The 16,184-nt window shown below is 60.6% G+C and carries 16 protein-coding genes and 2 tRNA genes; 9 read left to right on the top strand and 9 right to left on the bottom strand.

Going from position 1 to position 16,184, the window contains the following annotated elements; genetic code table 11:
• Positions 1–19: 19 nt before the first annotated feature.
• The 4 genes from OKA05_RS00930 (at position 20) to OKA05_RS00915 (ending at position 2,820) form a co-directional block, all read left to right on the top strand.
• Positions 20–853 carry an alpha/beta hydrolase gene (locus tag OKA05_RS00930; protein WP_264485204.1) on the top strand — a complete coding sequence of 278 codons (834 nt, stop codon included), beginning with the start codon at positions 20–22 and terminating at the stop codon, positions 851–853.
• An 86-nt stretch (positions 854–939) separates the two neighbouring features.
• Positions 940–1,662, top strand: a complete 723-nt coding sequence (locus tag OKA05_RS00925) for a DUF2071 domain-containing protein (protein WP_264485203.1) — start codon at positions 940–942, stop codon at positions 1,660–1,662.
• Positions 1,655–2,395, top strand: a complete 741-nt coding sequence (locus OKA05_RS00920) for a class I SAM-dependent methyltransferase (RefSeq protein WP_264485202.1) — start codon at positions 1,655–1,657, stop codon at positions 2,393–2,395. The genes OKA05_RS00925 and OKA05_RS00920 overlap by 8 nt, the downstream gene beginning before the upstream one ends.
• Positions 2,392–2,820 carry a hypothetical protein gene (locus tag OKA05_RS00915; protein ID WP_264485201.1) on the top strand — a complete coding sequence of 143 codons (429 nt, stop codon included), beginning with the start codon at positions 2,392–2,394 and terminating at the stop codon, positions 2,818–2,820. The genes OKA05_RS00920 and OKA05_RS00915 overlap by 4 nt, the downstream gene beginning before the upstream one ends.
• A 263-nt stretch (positions 2,821–3,083) precedes the next feature.
• Here the strand turns inward: OKA05_RS00915 and OKA05_RS00910 are convergent, their stop codons facing one another.
• Complete coding sequence (locus OKA05_RS00910) at positions 3,084–4,385, bottom strand: MFS transporter (protein ID WP_264485200.1); 1,302 nt, start codon at positions 4,383–4,385, stop codon at positions 3,084–3,086.
• A gap of 156 nt (positions 4,386–4,541) precedes the next feature.
• Here OKA05_RS00910 and OKA05_RS00905 point away from each other — a divergent pair, with 156 nt between their 5' ends.
• Positions 4,542–5,117, top strand: coding sequence for a YciE/YciF ferroxidase family protein (locus OKA05_RS00905; RefSeq protein ID WP_264485199.1), 576 nt, complete (start codon positions 4,542–4,544; stop codon positions 5,115–5,117).
• A gap of 144 nt (positions 5,118–5,261) precedes the next feature.
• Positions 5,262–8,297, top strand: a complete 3,036-nt coding sequence (locus OKA05_RS00900) for a BNR-4 repeat-containing protein (protein ID WP_264485198.1) — start codon at positions 5,262–5,264, stop codon at positions 8,295–8,297.
• Positions 8,298–8,314: 17 nt separating this feature from the next.
• Here OKA05_RS00900 and OKA05_RS00895 read toward each other — a convergent pair whose 3' ends face one another.
• Positions 8,315–10,129 (bottom strand): S8 family peptidase, encoded by a 1,815-nt coding sequence (locus tag OKA05_RS00895; RefSeq protein WP_264485197.1) that lies wholly within the window; start codon positions 10,127–10,129, stop codon positions 8,315–8,317.
• A 242-nt stretch (positions 10,130–10,371) separates the two neighbouring features.
• Here OKA05_RS00895 and OKA05_RS00890 point away from each other — a divergent pair, with 242 nt between their 5' ends.
• Genes OKA05_RS00890 through OKA05_RS00880 form a run of 3 tightly spaced genes read left to right on the top strand, consistent with a single transcriptional unit; the run spans position 10,372 to position 11,337 of the window.
• The gene (locus OKA05_RS00890; protein ID WP_264485196.1) at positions 10,372–10,842 is read left to right on the top strand and encodes a hypothetical protein; all 471 of its coding nucleotides are present in this window, start codon (positions 10,372–10,374) and stop codon (positions 10,840–10,842) included.
• Positions 10,839–11,087: a hypothetical protein gene (locus OKA05_RS00885; RefSeq protein ID WP_264485195.1), complete on the top strand. Its 249-nt coding sequence runs from the start codon at positions 10,839–10,841 to the stop codon at positions 11,085–11,087. The genes OKA05_RS00890 and OKA05_RS00885 overlap by 4 nt, the downstream gene beginning before the upstream one ends.
• Before the next feature lie 16 nt (positions 11,088–11,103).
• Complete coding sequence (locus tag OKA05_RS00880; RefSeq protein WP_264485194.1) at positions 11,104–11,337, top strand: hypothetical protein; 234 nt, start codon at positions 11,104–11,106, stop codon at positions 11,335–11,337.
• Positions 11,338–11,432: 95 nt separating this feature from the next.
• Here the strand turns inward: OKA05_RS00880 and OKA05_RS00875 are convergent, their stop codons facing one another.
• From OKA05_RS00875 to OKA05_RS00845, 7 genes are all read right to left on the bottom strand, one after another.
• Positions 11,433–11,870 carry a transposase gene (locus OKA05_RS00875; RefSeq protein ID WP_264485193.1) on the bottom strand — a complete coding sequence of 146 codons (438 nt, stop codon included), beginning with the start codon at positions 11,868–11,870 and terminating at the stop codon, positions 11,433–11,435.
• Positions 11,871–12,314: 444 nt separating this feature from the next.
• The gene (locus OKA05_RS00870; protein WP_264485192.1) at positions 12,315–12,752 is read right to left on the bottom strand and encodes a transposase; all 438 of its coding nucleotides are present in this window, start codon (positions 12,750–12,752) and stop codon (positions 12,315–12,317) included.
• 634 nt (positions 12,753–13,386) lie between these two features.
• Positions 13,387–13,851, bottom strand: a complete 465-nt coding sequence (locus OKA05_RS00865; protein ID WP_264485191.1) for a hypothetical protein — start codon at positions 13,849–13,851, stop codon at positions 13,387–13,389.
• 749 nt (positions 13,852–14,600) lie between these two features.
• Positions 14,601–14,999, bottom strand: coding sequence for a hypothetical protein (locus OKA05_RS00860; protein WP_264485190.1), 399 nt, complete (start codon positions 14,997–14,999; stop codon positions 14,601–14,603).
• Positions 15,000–15,376: 377 nt separating this feature from the next.
• Positions 15,377–15,574 carry a hypothetical protein gene (locus tag OKA05_RS00855; RefSeq protein WP_264485189.1) on the bottom strand — a complete coding sequence of 66 codons (198 nt, stop codon included), beginning with the start codon at positions 15,572–15,574 and terminating at the stop codon, positions 15,377–15,379.
• A gap of 176 nt (positions 15,575–15,750) precedes the next feature.
• Positions 15,751–15,821 (bottom strand) — tRNA-Gln (locus OKA05_RS00850).
• Between the two features lie 156 nt (positions 15,822–15,977).
• Positions 15,978–16,048: transfer RNA gene (locus OKA05_RS00845), tRNA-Gln, on the bottom strand.
• Between the last annotated feature and the right edge of the window lie 136 nt (positions 16,049–16,184).

Raw genomic sequence — 16,184 nt, 5'->3', positions numbered from 1 at the left:
CCGATGCTAACTCCAACCCATGCGCCTGCTCCGCCGGATCTCAATCATCCTGCTCGTCCCGATCGTGGGCGTGCTGGCCTTGCTCACCGGCTGCCAGAGCAAGCTGATCTACTTCCCGCGCCCCTATGGCCCGGATCACGTGGCCACATGGGACGCCGAACCGGGAACCACGGTCATCGACTACACCACAGCCGAGGGAAAACAGCAGGCCTACCTGCTGTCCCCCACGCCGAAGCCGGAACGCCTGTGGCTGGTAACGGGCGGCAATGGCACGCTCGCGCTGGATTGGTCGGACTGGCTGCGCGAACACGGCCCTGGCCAGGATGCCTGGCTGCTGATCGACATCCCGGGCTACGGCGCCTGCCAGGGAAATCCACGACCAGCGACGATCCGGCGAAGCTTGAAAGCGGTGGTGCCCGCCGCCATGACGTCGCTGCAATGGTCGCTGCCCGCCGATCACGGCAAGTTGCGCTTCTTCGGCCACAGCCTTGGCAGTGCGGTCAGTCTGATGGCCGCCGAGGTATACGACGTCCGGCGTGGCGTGCTGCTCACGCCCTTCACCAGCTCGATGGACATGACCGAGGCGATGTTCGGCGTCGATCTCGGCTTCCTGGTCTGGCACCGCTTCGACAACCGCGTCCGCTTGAAGGATCTCGAGAAACGCGGCGGTGCCGAGGTCTTCATCCTCCACGGCAGCGACGACGAAGCCATCCCCGTGACGATGTCGCGGGAGCTGGCGAAGGAGTTTCCCGGCATCGTCCGCTACACTGAGATTCCGGGCGGAAGGCATAACACCCTGCAAGACATCGCCCCGGAGAAAATCCGGGCCGCGATGGATCAAGCGCGCAAGTGATCATAGATCGTTCTGCTGGCACATCCAGCGTCGGCAGTTAGAGTCAGCGCGTGCTTGCGGCGCTGAAACGGCATCCTTTCCCGGTGGTGGCACATTTCGACAGGGTGCTCGCGGTGTCGTTCGCCTTTCCCACGGAAGTCCTGAGGCCCCTCGTTCCGGCACCGTTGGAGATTGATGCCTTCGAAGATTTTGGCTTTGTAACCGTGGCGATGGTCTGGACCCGCGGCCTGCGACCGGCCGCCTTCCCTGCGGTGCTCGGCCAGGATTTCTTCCTCGCCGGCTACCGGATCTTCGTCCGCATGCACGATGAATCCGGCCGCCGCCTGCGCGGCCTGAAGATCCTTCGCAGCGAAACGGACAAAGCGCGCATGGTGATTTCCGGCAATCTGCTCACCCACTACAACTATCGTAGAATCACCCTCGACCAGTCGCCCGGCAGCGTGAAAACCACGCTTCCCGACGGAACGGTCACCTTGGAAATCGGCTACGATGACCGCGAGGACGCGGAGCTTCCAAAGGGTTCACCGTTTCCCGACTGGCGGACGGCCCGGCGCTTCGCGGGGCCGATGCCATTCACCTTCGACCGCGAAGGCGATGGCCGGTTCGTGGTGATCGAGGGAAAGCGCGCCGACTGGACCCCGCGGCCGGTGGACATCACGGGATGGAAGGTAGGTCTCTTCGACGAGCCACCTTTCCACGGCGTTACGCCCGTGCTGGCGAATGCATTCCTGGTCGAGAACGTGCCCTATCGATGGGAACGCGGGCGACTGATCACACCACAGCCGCGAAAGGAGGAAGCGGATGCCTGAGCGCGGTCGCTTCCAGGGCATGCTCTCGGTGGCCCGCTTCAACTGGCCCTTCTATCTCATCGCCGGGATCCTGCTGATGGCGGGTGTTACCGCCATGTTCGCCCTTCCCAAGCTGCGTCTCATCGCGGCGCTACCGGTCGCGGGCTGCCTGTGGTTTCTGCTCGGTTCACTGGGTGTGTCCCACTGGGTCTATGACCGGTCGGATCTCTACCGTTGGCGCTGGCTGGATCGCGCCCTCGCGAAGCGCCCGGCGAAAGGGATCGTGGTATGCCATGCTGGCTTTGATGAAGTGTCCCACTCGCTGAGTCAGCACCTTCCGGACGTCCGCGTGCAGGTGCTGGACCACTACGATGCCGCGATGCCCGAGCCCTCGATCCACCGGGCGCGGAGGATGTTTCCACCCTTACCGGGAACTATTCCTGCACGCTTCGATGCGTGGCCCGAGCTTTCCGCGGACACGATCTTCGGTCTGCTGGCCATCCACGAATTCCGCCCGGAGAAAGATCGCGCCGCTTGGTTTGCCGAAGCGCGGCGCGGCCTCGTGCCCGGCGGTTCCATCATCATCGCGGAGCATCTGCGCGACCTCGCGAACTTCGCCGCCTTCGGTCCGGGCTTCATGCATTTCCATTCCGTCGCGTCGTGGCGGCGGTCGTGGGAAAAGGCAGGGCTCACGCTGGCCGATACCTTCCGGATCACGCCCTTCGTTTGCATCTTCGTCCTCACCGTCGCATGACCGAAATCCTCGCTCCCCTGCTCCGGTTCGCTGGCGCGGGCCTGATCGTCCTTGCCTTCCTGCACCTGCCGATGGGACGGCGGCTGCTTTGGAAGGAAGACGCCGCGCGGATGTCGGTGCTCAATGCCGCGGTCTTCCACGTGCACACCTTCTTCATCTGCCTGGCGGTGCTTTTGATGGGCGTGCCCTGCCTGCTCGACCCCGGCGTGCTGCTGGAGAAATCGCGGGCCGGCCTATGGGGCTCATGGTCGCTGTGCCTGTTCTGGCTCTGCCGGCTATGGTGCCAATGGTTCGTCTACCTGCCGTCGTGGTGGAAGGGCCTGCGCTTTGAAACCGCGATGCACTGGGTCTTCACCGGCATCTGGCTATTCCTGACCGTGCTCTTCGGCCTCTGCGGGGCAATTCAGTCGGGATGGACGAGTTAAGCCCGCCATTGTCCGATTTTGGGAGCAGATGGCCGATTTCGGGAGCACTCGAAACTTCGGAAGTCCTCATTTTGTGGCATTTTGCTCAAAGCGTTTGCCCTGTTCGCAGGGCGAACGGGGCTGGAAATCCATATCGATCCCGGTGCCGGTGCTGAATTCCGGGGGGAATTTCCATCGGCGGAGGGTTGAGCCGGTTTCCAGTCTTAACTAAAGGCGCGGGTCGGATTCCTGGGGGGGAACACGATCCGCGCCCCTTCTTTTTGTTAGAGGCCCTTGTCCGCGGGTTTCAGCAGCAGCGCCAATCCGCCGAGAAGCAGCAAGGCACCTCCCAGGAACAGCAGGGCGATGGTATCACTGCCGGTGCTATCCTTGATGATGCCCACGATCTTCGGGCCGAAGTAGCCGCCCAAATTCCCCACCGAATTGATCAACGCGATCCCCCCAGCCGCCGCGGTGCCGCTGAGAGCCGCAGTCCCGAGCGCCCAAAACGGGCCCAGCGTCGCCTTCTGCCCCGCCAGCAGGACCACCAGCCCGACCATCGCCAGCCAAGGACTCTGCGCAAAGGCGGCCTGCACTGCCCCGCCCGCAGCGATGGCAGCGGCCACCGCCACATGATAGCGCCGCTCACCCGTGCGATCGGAGTGGCGGCCGGCCAGGATCATGGCGGTTCCGGCAACGAGGTAGGGCACCATGTTGATCAGCCCCACGACGAAGTCACTTTGGCCGGACAGCCCGCGGACAATCGTCGGCAGCCAGAATTCGTAGCCGTAGCCAGCGACATTCACCAGGAAGTAGAGCCCGCACAGCAGCCACACGCGGGGATCGGTGAAGGCATCGGCCAACCGGTATTTCACCCCGGGTCCCGCACTCGCCTCGCCGGCGATCTTGTCCTGCAGCCAGCTCTTCTCACGCGGCGTCAGCCAGCGCGCATCGGCCGGACCGTTTGGCAACACCATCAGCACCACGATGCCCAGCAGGATCGCGGGCAGGGCTTCGATGAAGAACAGCCACTTCCAGCCGGGCATGCCGAGGACTCCATCCATTCCCAAGAGCGCACCGGAGATCGGCGAGCCGATCACCCCGGCCGCCACACCGCCGAGCGCAAACAGCGCCACCGTCTTCGCCCGTTCCTTCGCCGGATACCAGAAGGTCAGGTAAAGGATCACCCCGGGAAAGAAGCCCGCCTCCGCCGCACCGAGCAGGAAACGCATCACGTAAAACATGGTTTTCCCGTTCAGGAACATGAAGCCCATCGAGACGATGCCCCATACGATCATGATGCGGGCGATCCACAACCGCGCGCCGACCTTCTGCAGGACCAGGTTGCTGGGCACCTCGAAGAGGAAGTAGCCGATGAAAAACAACCCAGCGCCGGTCCCGAAGACTTCGCCGAAAATCTTGGGGTCAACCCCGATGACCGGTTCAAGGTGCGACTTGGCGAAGCCCACGTTAATGCGGTCGATGTAGGCAACGATATAGCAGACGAAGAGCAAAGGGATCAGCCGCCAGGTGATCTTCGAAAGTACCGCCCGCTGCTCGGCCTCGTTGAGGGCTTGGGATTCCATGGGGTTCGCACGGTACCCTTCCGGGTCTAACGGGGCCTGCAAAGCCGAAATCCGGCATGTTTCCGATTTGCCGCCGCCGTTCAGTGCAAGTTGCGACAAACTGGCTTTTTTGCGAATTGCACGATGCACTTGGCGAACTCTCCTCAACGACTAAAAATGCTTATTACCAGTCGGTTAAGTCATCGGCACGCGCGCTGCAACTTATCCCCCCTCAACCCCTCGAAAGCCATGACAACGAATTTGGAACAGCTTTACTACGATCAGCTTAGGGATCTTTTCAGCGCGAAATCCCAACTGGTCGCCGCGCTCCCCGAACTGGCCCGCCGCGCCTCGAATGAGAAGCTGCGCAAGACCCTCAATGGCCAACTGAGCCAAGGGCGCGAGCAGCGGGCGCGTCTTCAGGAACTTTTCTTCCAGCACGGGCTGAATCCCGGCGGAGAGCAATGTGAGGCCATTAAGGGGATGATCCGGGAGACCAAGAAAAGGATGGATCATGCCGCTCCGGGCAGCGTCCGCGACGCCGTCTTGATTGCCTCCCTAAACCGCATCGAACACTACGAAATCGCCGCCTATGGGGTCGCCAAGGCGTTTGCAGAGTGCCTCGACTTCGACGCGGACGCCCTCTCACTGGTCGAATCGCTCGCCGAGGAAAATGATGCAGATGACACGTTGACCGGGATCGCAATGGGCGGAATGTTCAAGAGGGGGCTCAACAAAGCCGCAGCAGCATGATCTCCAGCTGGAAGTAGTGGTGTTGCACCCAAACAGGCCGGATCCGTCGGGGGGCGGGTCCGGCCTCATTGTTTTCCCCTTTAGGGGGGAGAAATGGCAGCTTCCCTTTCAGAACCGGGAAAACCGGGTGCATGGTGCTCTCACATGACGTTCGCCGCCCGTCTGCTTCCACTGCCATTCTTTACGGTGCTGCCGATGCAGGCGGCCATCATCGGCCCCTACGCCGTGGACGCGGACACGGTCCATCTCTTCCACTTCGACGAAACGGCCGGCACCTCGGTCGCCGCCAATGCGGTGGGAGGAGGGCGCTCCGGGATCGCCTTCGATGGCACCACCCTGCTCAATCATGCCACCGCCCCCCAGCCGGTGAGCACGGCGGTGCTGGGAGCGGCTGGCTACTCCACTCCCTTCGGAGCGGCCGCGAACATCTCGGCAGCAAATCTCGGCATTGGGCTGGACGGGAATGGCAGCGGCGGCTTTCAAGTCGGCACGGCCAGCACTTGCCCGGATGCCGTCGCGCACTCCTCATTCACCGGCAGTGGAGGAGCCTTCACGATCGAGGCCTTGGTCAAGCTCCCCTCGATCACGGGAAGCCAGCGGGAAATCGCCTGCACCGACAGCGCCTTCGCCGCACGCGGATTCCAATTCCGCGTGAGTTCCAGCGGCCAGCTCGAGTTCAACTTCATCGCCACCGCCGGAGCCGCAGCCACGGCGGCGATCCCCACCACCGGCACCCATGCCTTCAGCGCGGCCAACTGGTATCACCTCGCCGTCACCCACGACGGAACCACCACGCGGCTCTACTGGACGAGGGTGGATGCCTCGGTTTCCTCCGCCAACGAGATCGGCAGCACGACCACGGAGACCATGACCGGCAGCGTGACCGGTCCGCTGGTCATCGGCAACGAAGCCCGCCTAACAGGCAATGCCACTGAAGGTCTGCTCGGCCTGATCGACGAGGTGCGCATCAGCAAGGTCGCCCGCGGTGCAAACGGGTTCATCTTCGAGCCCCTCGATCTTGAGACCGACACCGACCATGACCTGCTGCCGGATGCGTGGGAACGGCTGCATGCGCCGACGCTCGGCAAGCTATCCGGCCTTGATGACGCGAATCACGACAATGACAGCGGCACGGACCTCGCCGAATACGAAGCCGGGAGCGATCCCGTGGACCCGGACTCCACCCCGTCCGACATCGATGCCGACACCTTGCCGGACACCGTCGAAGTCCGCTACTTCGGCGACCTTTCCCAAGGCCCGACGGGTGATCCGGACGGCGACGGCGGAATCACCGCCACCGAACTGGCCAATCGCTCCGCTCCCAATCACCGGGCATCGAATGCAGCGGACACCGACGCCGACTCCTTGCCGGACGCTTGGGAGCAGGCGCACTTTAGCAGCCTTTCGCTCAATGGCGGCTCGGATCCCGACGGCGACGGCTTCGGCAACCTTCAGGAAAGGATTGCCACTACCGATCCCGGCGACGCGGGTTCGCGCCCCACCGGCACGGCGGTGAATCTGGTGCCACTCGATGACGGAGACCATGCCACCAGCGACTTCGGCTACGCGGGAGCCTCGGCGATCAACACGGTCGCCTTCGTCCGCTCGTCGCTGAAGACGGTCGGAGACCAGCAGTTCATCACCTGGTATGGCCGGCATCAGCACGATGCGGCCGCCGATTTCAACAACACCATCTGGATCGGCCGGCGAACCCTCGGCTCGTCGCAGTGGGAAATCTTCCGTCATCCGACCTACACCGCGAACAACATTGGCGACGGTCACGACGTCATCAGCTACGGCATCGATGGCGAAGGCTACATGCACTTGTCGTGGGGCATGCATGGCGATGCCTTCCACTATGCCCGTAGTACCACGCCGGTCACCGGCACCGGCCCCATCGTGCTGGGACCGGATGGCCCCATGAGCGGCAGCGAGAATGCCGTGACCTACCCGCAGTTCCTCAAACTGCCGGACGGCGACCTGCTGTTCCTGTTCCGCGAAATCGCTTCCGGCAACGGCGAAACCTTCATCACCCGCTACGACACGGCCACGGACACGTGGACACCCGTGCATCAGAATGGAGGCCTGCAGGCGCCCTTCATCAAGGGCACCTGGGCTCCGGCCTACGACTACAATGCCTACCTGAACATGCCCCAGCTCGGCGGGCCGGATGGCGACGATCTGATCCTCACGTGGTGCTGGCGCTACCTGCCGGTCAATGGCAGCGGAGCGCCCGGTTCGCCCGGCGGCTTCTCCGGATATCAGACCAACAACATGCTGTGCTTCGGCCGCTCCACCGACGCGGGTCTGACCTGGCAGCGTTTCGATGGCTCCCCTTATTCGCTGCCGATTTCCCGCGATGCGGAGAGCGGCGTGGAAGCTACCCGGGCGGAAACCATCGTCACCATTCCGGAAGGCTCCTCCCTCATCAACCAGGCGAGCACGTGCCTCGACCGCGCGGGAAATCCCGTGACCGCCACCTGGTGGGCGCCGCAGACCGCCACGGGAAACTTCCGCCGCCAATACATGGTCGTCTTCCGCCACGACAACGGGACCTGGCAAACGCGCACCGTCTCCAATCGGACCCACAACCCGACCGGCACCCGCTACAGCGAAACCGCCGTCCGCGACCTCGGGCGGCCCATCGTGGTGAACGACGACGAGGATCGCATCATCGTCGCCTACCGTGACGACTCGGGTGACAATGGCATCACGATCGTCCACAGCCTGCCGAAGGCCCAGGATCCCGACAGGCAGGTGTGGATCGAATTCGACCTGACCCGCGAAAACCTCGGTAACTTCGAGCCAATCATCGACAACGAGCTCTGGGACCGCGACCGGCAGTTGCATTTCCTCTACCAGGCTTCGGAAGGAGAAGGCTACACGCCCCCCGCCAATTCCGCCGACCGCATGTCGGTGCTGGAATGGGATGCCGCCACCTACTTCGCTCACAAGCCGCAGCCCCGGGTCTCCTTCAGCAGCGACCGGACCGAGGTCAGCATCGCCTTCATGTCCGAGCCGAGCTGGACCTACCGTCTGTGGAGCAGCACGGATCTCGATGACTGGGCATTCGTCGAGACACGCGATGGAACCGGCGAGCCGCTGGTTTTCACCTGGCCGGCGGTGGAGGGCGAAACCAAACGCTTCTGGCGCGTGGAGTTCGTCGAGGGCGGTTTCTAGCGAGCGGACTCGCTCACTCACGGCGAGGCCACTCCGCGGATGCGAAGGAAACGCGGCCCGTCTCCTGAAATCGGGATTCCCCCGAGAAGTTGTCCGCCGGTGCTAAAATCGGTGACGCCGCCGGGCGTCCACGTCTGGAGATCGCGCGACGTCTCCACCTCCAGCCGGGCATCGGGGCGGATCACGCGCGTCATGCCCGTCTTCAGATAGCCGCCCGCGGTCTGGTGAAATACCGCCGGCCGACTGGTTCGCGCATCGACCTTGGTCCCGGCGAGATATTCTAACAGGTTTGCATGGCCATCCCCATCACTGTCGCGATCGGGCAACTGGCGGATCGCGTGGCTGATGGCATTGGCGGCATTCAAGCGCCCGCCGGTGCTGCACTGCCCCGCGTAAGCCGGTCTCGTCACCACCGAAGCGAGGACGCTGGCCTTGATCGAACTCGCGGTCCACGACGGATTGGCATACTTGATCGCCGCGCACACGGCGGTCACGTAGGGCGTCGCTTGGGAGGTACCGGTGTAGCTGGAATACGACGTCCCCAGGATCGGACTGAGGATGTCACGGCCGGGGGCAAAAAGGTCCACACTGGTCGCCCCGTAGTTCGAGGGGTTAAAGGAAGTACCCGACCAGCGCGCGTCCGTGCGATCGTGGCTCCCCACCGCGATGAGATTCGAATGAGGATAGCAGCTCGGATAATTCGGAATCTCGTCGTTGTTGAATCCTTGGTTTCCCGCGCAGACTGACAGCAGGATGCCGGCGTCCTCGCAGGCGGTGAATTCCTGATAGAGGAAGATATCGAGAGGATAGTTTTGCAGCGACAGGTTCATCACCGGCACGCCGCGTTGCCGGGCGTAGGTGACGGCGGCGATCAGATGGGAGGTGAAGCCACTGTTGGCGGAATTGAGGATCTTGCAGACGAGCACCCGCACGCCGATCATCCCAGCGATGCCCGCCGCGTTGTTGCGGGTCGCGGCCATGATGCCCGTCACATTCGAGCCATGCCCGTGATCATCCGCGGGGTTCTTGTCGTTGCTGACGAAATCCCAGCCGCCGGTATCATCGACCTTGCCGCTGCCATCGTTGTCGATGCCGTCTCCCGGCACCTCACCGGGATTGACCCAAGACAGATTCAGCAGGTCCGGGTGGCTGGTATTCAGGCCGGAATCGAGCACCGCGACCACGAGGCCGGGCGCGCTCTCGATGATGTCCCAGAACTCCGGCGCATCGACATCGGCATCCACGGTGCCGCCGGATTGGCCGGCATTGTGGTGGCCCCACTGGCTTCCGAAGCTGGCGTCGTTTGGCAGACCTGCCCCGAAGCCGACACCATCCGGCCCGGCGGCCGTCACGAGGTCAGGATGCGCGGAAAGAAACCGAAGCGCCTGCGGCACCGCATCGAGACCGGAGGAGGAAAGGCGCACCGTGAACAATCCCTCGGAGATCGATTCCCCGGTCTGCATCCCACCGGTGGCGAGCAACCTCTCCACACTCGCACGGTCCGCACCGGGCGCCTGAGCGACGATCAACTGGTCGGCCAAAAACATGTCGCGCCCCGCGCAACGCAAGCTCCCCTGCTCCGTCATTTCCCAACGCTCCACCACCCGCACGATCCGGGACTGCACCGCCGTCTGCACCGTGCGGACCCGTTGCCAAACCCTTCCCGCCTCGACGACTTCATTCCGCGACTCAAGGACACGGCCAAGCGCGACCGCTCGTTCAACCGGATGCGAGGAGCTGGAAGAATCCACCGGCAACATCTGGGCAAACCACTTTACCGATCCAGCCTCCTCCGCGGCGAAAGCGGCCACCGGTGAGTGCGTTCGTTTCACCGTGTCGCCGGCTGGCCGGCTGTCATCCAGAGGCGACGGACCTCCGAACAAGCAAAGCGCCAGAACGCCTGCCAGCAGCCATAGACGATCCCAAGGCCGCCGTTGCATCGACCGCTTTGTGGGCCATTACCCCCCGGAATGCAAGACGCGCGCGCGGACGGTTGACCCATCGGCCGGAAAACAACAGCTATCCTTGGCGTTCCATCTTGAAGAAATATATACCTTCTTTTAGCAAGGCTCCGGTGAAGATCCTCCTGCGACTCGCGGCGCCCGTCCTTATGCTTTTGCCTGCCTGCATGCCTTGTGGGAACAAGGCCCCTCCGCTGATTCCTGTGGGGATAAAAATGAACCGTGTCTCGATCGGCATCTTTGGTTCTTCAAATACGATCGACCTCTCATCGGATGAGACAGAGAAGCTCCTCCACCTCTTGGCAGATTGCCGGAAATGCGTGCCCGAGTATCCGCCGGGGATGATGGTCTCGCCTGACATGCGCTATTTTCTCCGTATTCAAACCGGGCCAAAACCAGAGATCGACGACCCCGGCGTAGCCTTCACCTCGTCCCGGAATCTCCTGCATGCCCAATGCCTTCACGTCGGCGCGGAAGCCGCGATAAAGCGCCTCCTGGAACGCCATATGAACAAACTCGACGACCTCGCGGAATCGGAAGACCGGGAAGAAAACCGGTCTACTAGCCCACATGGAAGCCCGTGACCCCTCCGACACATAACTGCGCCATCTGTGGCGACCTCCTCATTGCTGTCGAAGCGGCATTGAACCAGACATGGTTCAGTACCGGCTTCGGCAGCTCCCAGCTTCAGATCCGCATGAAGGGCAAGGGATGGATGCAATTCATGAAGCCGGGCAGAAGCGCCGCAGGTTTCTATTGCACCAAGTGCGGAGCTCTCACCATCGCGCCCTCCATCCGCTCCCACAGAAAGGAACTCGGCTTGGAATAAAGGACGCCCCACTCACATGAAAAGAGGCCTCACCATCTTCGCTTGGGTAGTCCTGTCGTTCCTCGCGGCCCAAATGGCATTGGCATTCGCCAGCGGTATTCTTTTCGCGACATTGATCTCCTTCGGGGTGAACCACGAACTTGTTCCCCGCATCCTGGGCATCGGCGTGTTGTGTATTTCGATTGCGATTGCTACCACCGTGCTCGTCCTTGGGGTTTGTGGACGCCTCTCGGGGACCGAGCGGCGATAGTCCACGCCCGGCATCCCGTAGGGCGAAAACGAATCGAGCCGCTCTCCAGCAAAGAAGAGCGGCCCGCATTTAAAGATCTGTGCTTATCTTGCCCTTCAGGCCTTGGTCTTCGTCAGCTCGATAAGCTTGGACAGGGAAAGCTCGATAATAGGTTCGCCGCCCTTGCCGATGCGAGCCACGGCGTAGTCGCCGCCGCTGAAAAGCGCGAGTGCCTCAATGCCCTTGCCGGTCTTGCGCTCAATGGAGCCGCTGGAAAGGCTTTGGAAGATCTCGTAGTCGAAGCCCTGCTTGCCCAGCCACTTCGCGGTGGCGATCTCAAGGTCCAGGCCCTTCACCGGGGTCGAAGCCTTGCCATTGCCGCTGCCGCCGGACTTCTTGCGCCAGCTCGATAGGGTCAGCGGAGACACGCCGAATTTCTTGGAGGCCTTGCTCTGGCCACCCCTGCCCTGCGCGTCGATGAACGCAAGAATCTCCGCCTTCTCTGCTTCGCTGTAACGCTTCCCTTTGCTTGCTGCTACTTTCTTTGCTGACATGGCTTTGGGCCTTACGCCTGCTTCTTGTTAGCCTCAAGTCATTTTTTTCGCATCAGCAAGAGGTGGAATCCATGCTTGTAGCAGTTTTCCCCAGAGCCGCCTCCGGCGCTCCCTTAACGACTACCCCGATCGGCACCAGACATGATGCAGGCTTCGCCCCTGAAGTTAATACTCCAACAAAGCGAACGCATCGCCTCATCCATTCCAGCAAGTTATCTCAACTCCCGCTCAATCCCGAACCTCTAATGAGCAGCCAAACTGATAAGCAAGAGATTGAATGAGCGCCATCCGCCGCTCGGGGTCAGCCCGCAAACGTCGGCTAACCTTCCCGCAAAATTCCAATAGCCTCCCAAACGGGTCGTTGGGAATGTCACCGTCTCCTTCAATCAAAAGGAGCGGAGGATTGCTCCCCCGCCCCGGCGCTAGAATGAACTCCGAAGTTCCTTAAGCCTTCGTTTTGGTAAGCTCCAAGAGCTTCGAAAGGCTGATTTCGATGACTGGCTCGCCGCCCTTGCCGATCCGGGAAACGGTATAGTCGCCGCCGCTGAACAGCCCGAGGGCTTCAATGCCCTTGCCGGTCTTGCGCTCAATGGTGCCGCTGCTGAGGCTCTTGAAAATCTCGTAGGCGTGGCCTTGCTTGCCCAGCCACTTGGCCGTTGCAACTTCAAGGTCCAGACCGCTTGCGGCCTTGCCGTTCCCGATAATGCCTCCGCCTTGGCTCTTCTTGCGCCAGCTGGAGAGGGTGAGTGGGCTTACCCCATACTTCTTGGCAGCCTTGCTCTGGCCACCCCGTCCCTGCGACTCAATGAAGGCCAGGATCTCGGCTTTCTCTTGCTCTGAATAACGCTTGCCTTTGCTTGCTACTGTTTTTTTGGCGCTCATGACAGGCGGGAACTAAGCCAACTTCTTGTTAGCCTCAAGTCATTTCTTTGTTTTTTCAGCGAATCCCACTATAGAGCCGGTTACCTATGGAACCAATCTTTCCGGCTCGGAACCACAGGTCCAAGCTTCACTCCGACATGGTTGGGAAAATCTAGTTCGCGATTAAGCTTCCACGTACTTGAGCAACCGCTGAGGCGCCTTGTCGTCGCGATGCAGGCATCCTGAATCCATGCGATCATCCATTCCTAATCCTTATTGAACTTGCGCGCACCTACAGGGAAAGAAAAGTCCGCCTCATCGTCACCCCTCCTTTCAATCAATTTCTCCCATGTCTCCCGAGCGAGCGACAATGAACGGGCCAGCCTTGTCCCCGGATTGGATGGCCTGCTCACCACCCCCGAAAGCAGAAGATACGCAGTCCTGCCTTAATTCGAACCAAGACGAACAGAGTCAGAATTTTTCAAGCAGATCCCTAAACCTTTGCCAATTAATGCTTTATGAATCACATTCTTTACTTTTTCTTCCTTACTCGGCGAACGGTGGCCAACGCAAGGCAACCCTCATCCACGCACTTCCTTGGTTGTTTTGGGCGGATTTAGGGATGCTGCTAGGCGATTCCTGCGGGGTAGCTGACTTACTGATTCATGAACGCCTTCTTGGACAATTCCTGAGGACTTTCCGCGCTGGATGCTTCGTTGCAGCGTTCCCACAGATTTTCCAACTGCTCTTTGTGGGAGTTCAAAAGCTCATTGGTGCGGGCTGGCCTCGTCGCTTCGACTAGGTCCAGAAGCTCTTTCACCACCGTCGCGCACTTGGGAGCATTGAGGTAGCGCAACGCCTCTAAATACTCCTCCAACTCGGTGAGGTCGTCATAGAGGAGGAAGTTGTCCCAGCCATCGGCCCCGATGCCAACGTCGGCCTCTTCAACAAGAAAGCGAGGAAAGTGCGGAGTGCTCATTTTTTCAGTTCTATCCCCGATACCTTCTGCTTCAAGCCTCCGTCTTTCCGGCCCTCCGCTTTTTCCGAGCCCATTCGGGAAAAGCAAGCCACCCAACCCAAAGCCCAACAAAGGAAAAGAAAACGAGGGAGTCGGGCACATTGATGGACGGTACACCTGTTATCCATGAAATCAGTCGCTGCACGCTTGCAAGGGGTCCCCCATATACCTCCATTCGCATGTTCTCCACTTTCGGGTTCGTTTCAAAATAGAACTGAGTTTCTCCCGCAAGGCGCGCGCAATAAATGATTCGGCCTCTCCCGTGTAAGGACAGCCCCAATTCGATTTGGTAGCTGTCCCACCAACCCCACGCCAGAAAACAGGCCACGAAAAGCCCGAGCCAAAACGACGGGCGTCGGCTGGCGGGGCGCGGCATCATACTGTTAGTTTTCTTTGTTCCCGCTTCCAATGCCAGAAGAGCCACGCGGACCAAGGGACAAGGAAAAGAAGGATGAGAAGCCAGTGAGCAATGCCTACGCCCGTGGCACCCACCAGCTTGAAAGCGGGACGTCGGACTAAGTCCTCATTCTGACCATAGACAGGAGGCTCCCAGACCCCTTCCCCCAACTCATGGAAGCCCACCGCCACAGCACCGCGGGAATTCCGAAATGTGAAGTGAACGTAGCCGGTGAAATGGTGGCCGCTGAGGTTTGTCCACAATCCACTCGTCCGAAGGAGTGGAAATTCAAGCGACCGAACCCATGCCCACCCCAAAAACACCAGCACACACAGCCCGAGCCAAAAGCTCTTCCAGCGGTAGAGGGGGCGCGGCGTAGCTTTCATGAGAAAGCGGATGCGTTGGTTTCTGTTAGCTTCGGTTGCCGCCTCCAGCGCCAAGCGAGGAACAAGGCTCATGGGACAAGGAAAAGGAGGATGAGGAGCCAGAGGGCAATCTTGGTGTATCCCCTCTCAATTGTTACGGCGGTTGGCAAAAGCGCATCCCCTTCGCCAAAAACCCTGCTCGAATGGCTCCAATGGCTGAAACCGGAATCGGCAAATGGGTCGTATGCTGGACCGACTGTATAAAGGCCGACTTCAAAGCTCGCGTAGATGCCGCGCCATTCCGAAAAGTCCGTTTTGCTCGTCGGCTTCATGTTCCAAACAACACCGGCGGAGTGATGCATGGAGAATACCCATGCCCCGCCCAAGAACCCGAGGACCAGAATCCCCAGCCAAAAGGATTTCCACTTGATGAGCGGGCGCGGCGTCACGAGAAAGCGAATGGGCTGAGTTTCCTTTGCTTGTTCCATCGCCACGCGAGGAAAGCGGCCCAAGGTATGAAGAAGAGAAGCACGAGAAGCCAATACTCAATGCCGAAGGTCCAACTGTTAGGATGAATGTCTAACTCAACCGGTCTTGCGACTGACCTTCCCTCTTCACGAAGAAACTCCGCCGAGAAAAAAAAGAAGCCCGATGGCGCATAGGGATTGTACCCCCCGAAGAGAAACACCCTCCCAAGCTGGTGTTGCAACATGATGCATTGCCCTCGCGAATGACCCCAAGAAATGGAGTCGCTGAGGCCGATGGAACGTGCCCAAGCCCACCCAAGGAACCCCAGAACAAGGATTCCAAACCAAAATGATTTCCAGCGGATGAGGCGGCGAGTCATGGAGGGCCAACAAGCTTCTCAGTCAATGCCGCTCCCATTGTTAGAGGAGAGGTCTCGCCGAAACAGAAACACCCAAAGCAAGCCGATGGAAAGAAACGGTATGACGGGCGACACGCCACCTTCCACGTGCGACGCGGCGAAAAATGTGGCCACAATGGTCGCCAAGGTGATGCCCATTCCACACAGCGCCGTGCGAATCGGTTTCTTCGTTTCCATTGGAGCAGGATGTTGCCGCGTGATTTCCACCTGCATCCAGTCCGGATTTTCCCGCCTCCCAAAGGCGGTATCCTCCCTCAGCTTCCCCGATGCGCCAGAACGGCGCGTAGGCGGGCTTAGCAAGCTCGGCACGGTCCCTGCCCCATTTCAATTGGTTCCCGTCCGGGTCGGAAGAGCAGCCCCCCCAGGACTCGAACCTGGAAAGGCGGAATCAGAATCCGCAGTGTTACCATTACACCAAGGGGCTCTTGCATGGAGCGCGGCGAAGCTAAGTAAACAGCAAACCTTGGCAACAGGAAAGTGGGAAAACCAAAGGGTTACCACCTGAACACCAGCTCAACCGATCGCTTTAGCTCCTCGACTCAGAATCTGTTGGCTACACTAAAAGCCTTGCTCCGAAGAGCAGCCCCCCCAGGACTCGAACCTGGAAAGACGGAATCAAAATCCGTAGTGTTACCATTACACCAAGGGGCTCTTCGGCGTCGGGGCGCGCAAGCTAGGCGGACCCTTTTCGTTTGGCAATGCGGAATTTAACCACATTTCGCGACCCTTGGATTCACGGACGGCGACGTCTTGGCACCGCCAAGACGCCAAGTGCGCCAAGCAAGAC

This window comes from Luteolibacter arcticus, from assembly GCF_025950235.1.
Lineage (GTDB): Bacteria > Verrucomicrobiota > Verrucomicrobiia > Verrucomicrobiales > Akkermansiaceae > Haloferula > Haloferula arctica.
The sequence above is the reverse complement of the archived record's forward strand: the minus strand, read 5'-3'. Positions and strand labels throughout refer to the sequence as shown.

What these genes read in the sequence shown, in the direction of transcription:
- OKA05_RS00875 (WP_264485193.1), bottom strand. Translation starts at nt 11,870, where the DNA reads ATGTCAGCAAAGAAAGTAGCAGCAAGCAAAGGGAAGCGTTACAGCGAA.
- OKA05_RS00905 (WP_264485199.1), top strand. Translation starts at nt 4,542, where the DNA reads ATGCTTATTACCAGTCGGTTAAGTCATCGGCACGCGCGCTGCAACTTA.
- OKA05_RS00900 (WP_264485198.1), top strand. Translation starts at nt 5,262, where the DNA reads ATGACGTTCGCCGCCCGTCTGCTTCCACTGCCATTCTTTACGGTGCTG.
- OKA05_RS00870 (WP_264485192.1), bottom strand. Translation starts at nt 12,752, where the DNA reads ATGAGCGCCAAAAAAACAGTAGCAAGCAAAGGCAAGCGTTATTCAGAG.
- OKA05_RS00855 (WP_264485189.1), bottom strand. Translation starts at nt 15,574, where the DNA reads ATGGAAACGAAGAAACCGATTCGCACGGCGCTGTGTGGAATGGGCATC.
- OKA05_RS00880 (WP_264485194.1), top strand. Translation starts at nt 11,104, where the DNA reads ATGAAAAGAGGCCTCACCATCTTCGCTTGGGTAGTCCTGTCGTTCCTC.
- OKA05_RS00915 (WP_264485201.1), top strand. Translation starts at nt 2,392, where the DNA reads ATGACCGAAATCCTCGCTCCCCTGCTCCGGTTCGCTGGCGCGGGCCTG.
- OKA05_RS00910 (WP_264485200.1), bottom strand. Translation starts at nt 4,385, where the DNA reads ATGGAATCCCAAGCCCTCAACGAGGCCGAGCAGCGGGCGGTACTTTCG.
- OKA05_RS00920 (WP_264485202.1), top strand. Translation starts at nt 1,655, where the DNA reads ATGCCTGAGCGCGGTCGCTTCCAGGGCATGCTCTCGGTGGCCCGCTTC.
- OKA05_RS00860 (WP_264485190.1), bottom strand. Translation starts at nt 14,999, where the DNA reads ATGGAACAAGCAAAGGAAACTCAGCCCATTCGCTTTCTCGTGACGCCG.
- OKA05_RS00865 (WP_264485191.1), bottom strand. Translation starts at nt 13,851, where the DNA reads ATGTGCCCGACTCCCTCGTTTTCTTTTCCTTTGTTGGGCTTTGGGTTG.
- OKA05_RS00930 (WP_264485204.1), top strand. Translation starts at nt 20, where the DNA reads ATGCGCCTGCTCCGCCGGATCTCAATCATCCTGCTCGTCCCGATCGTG.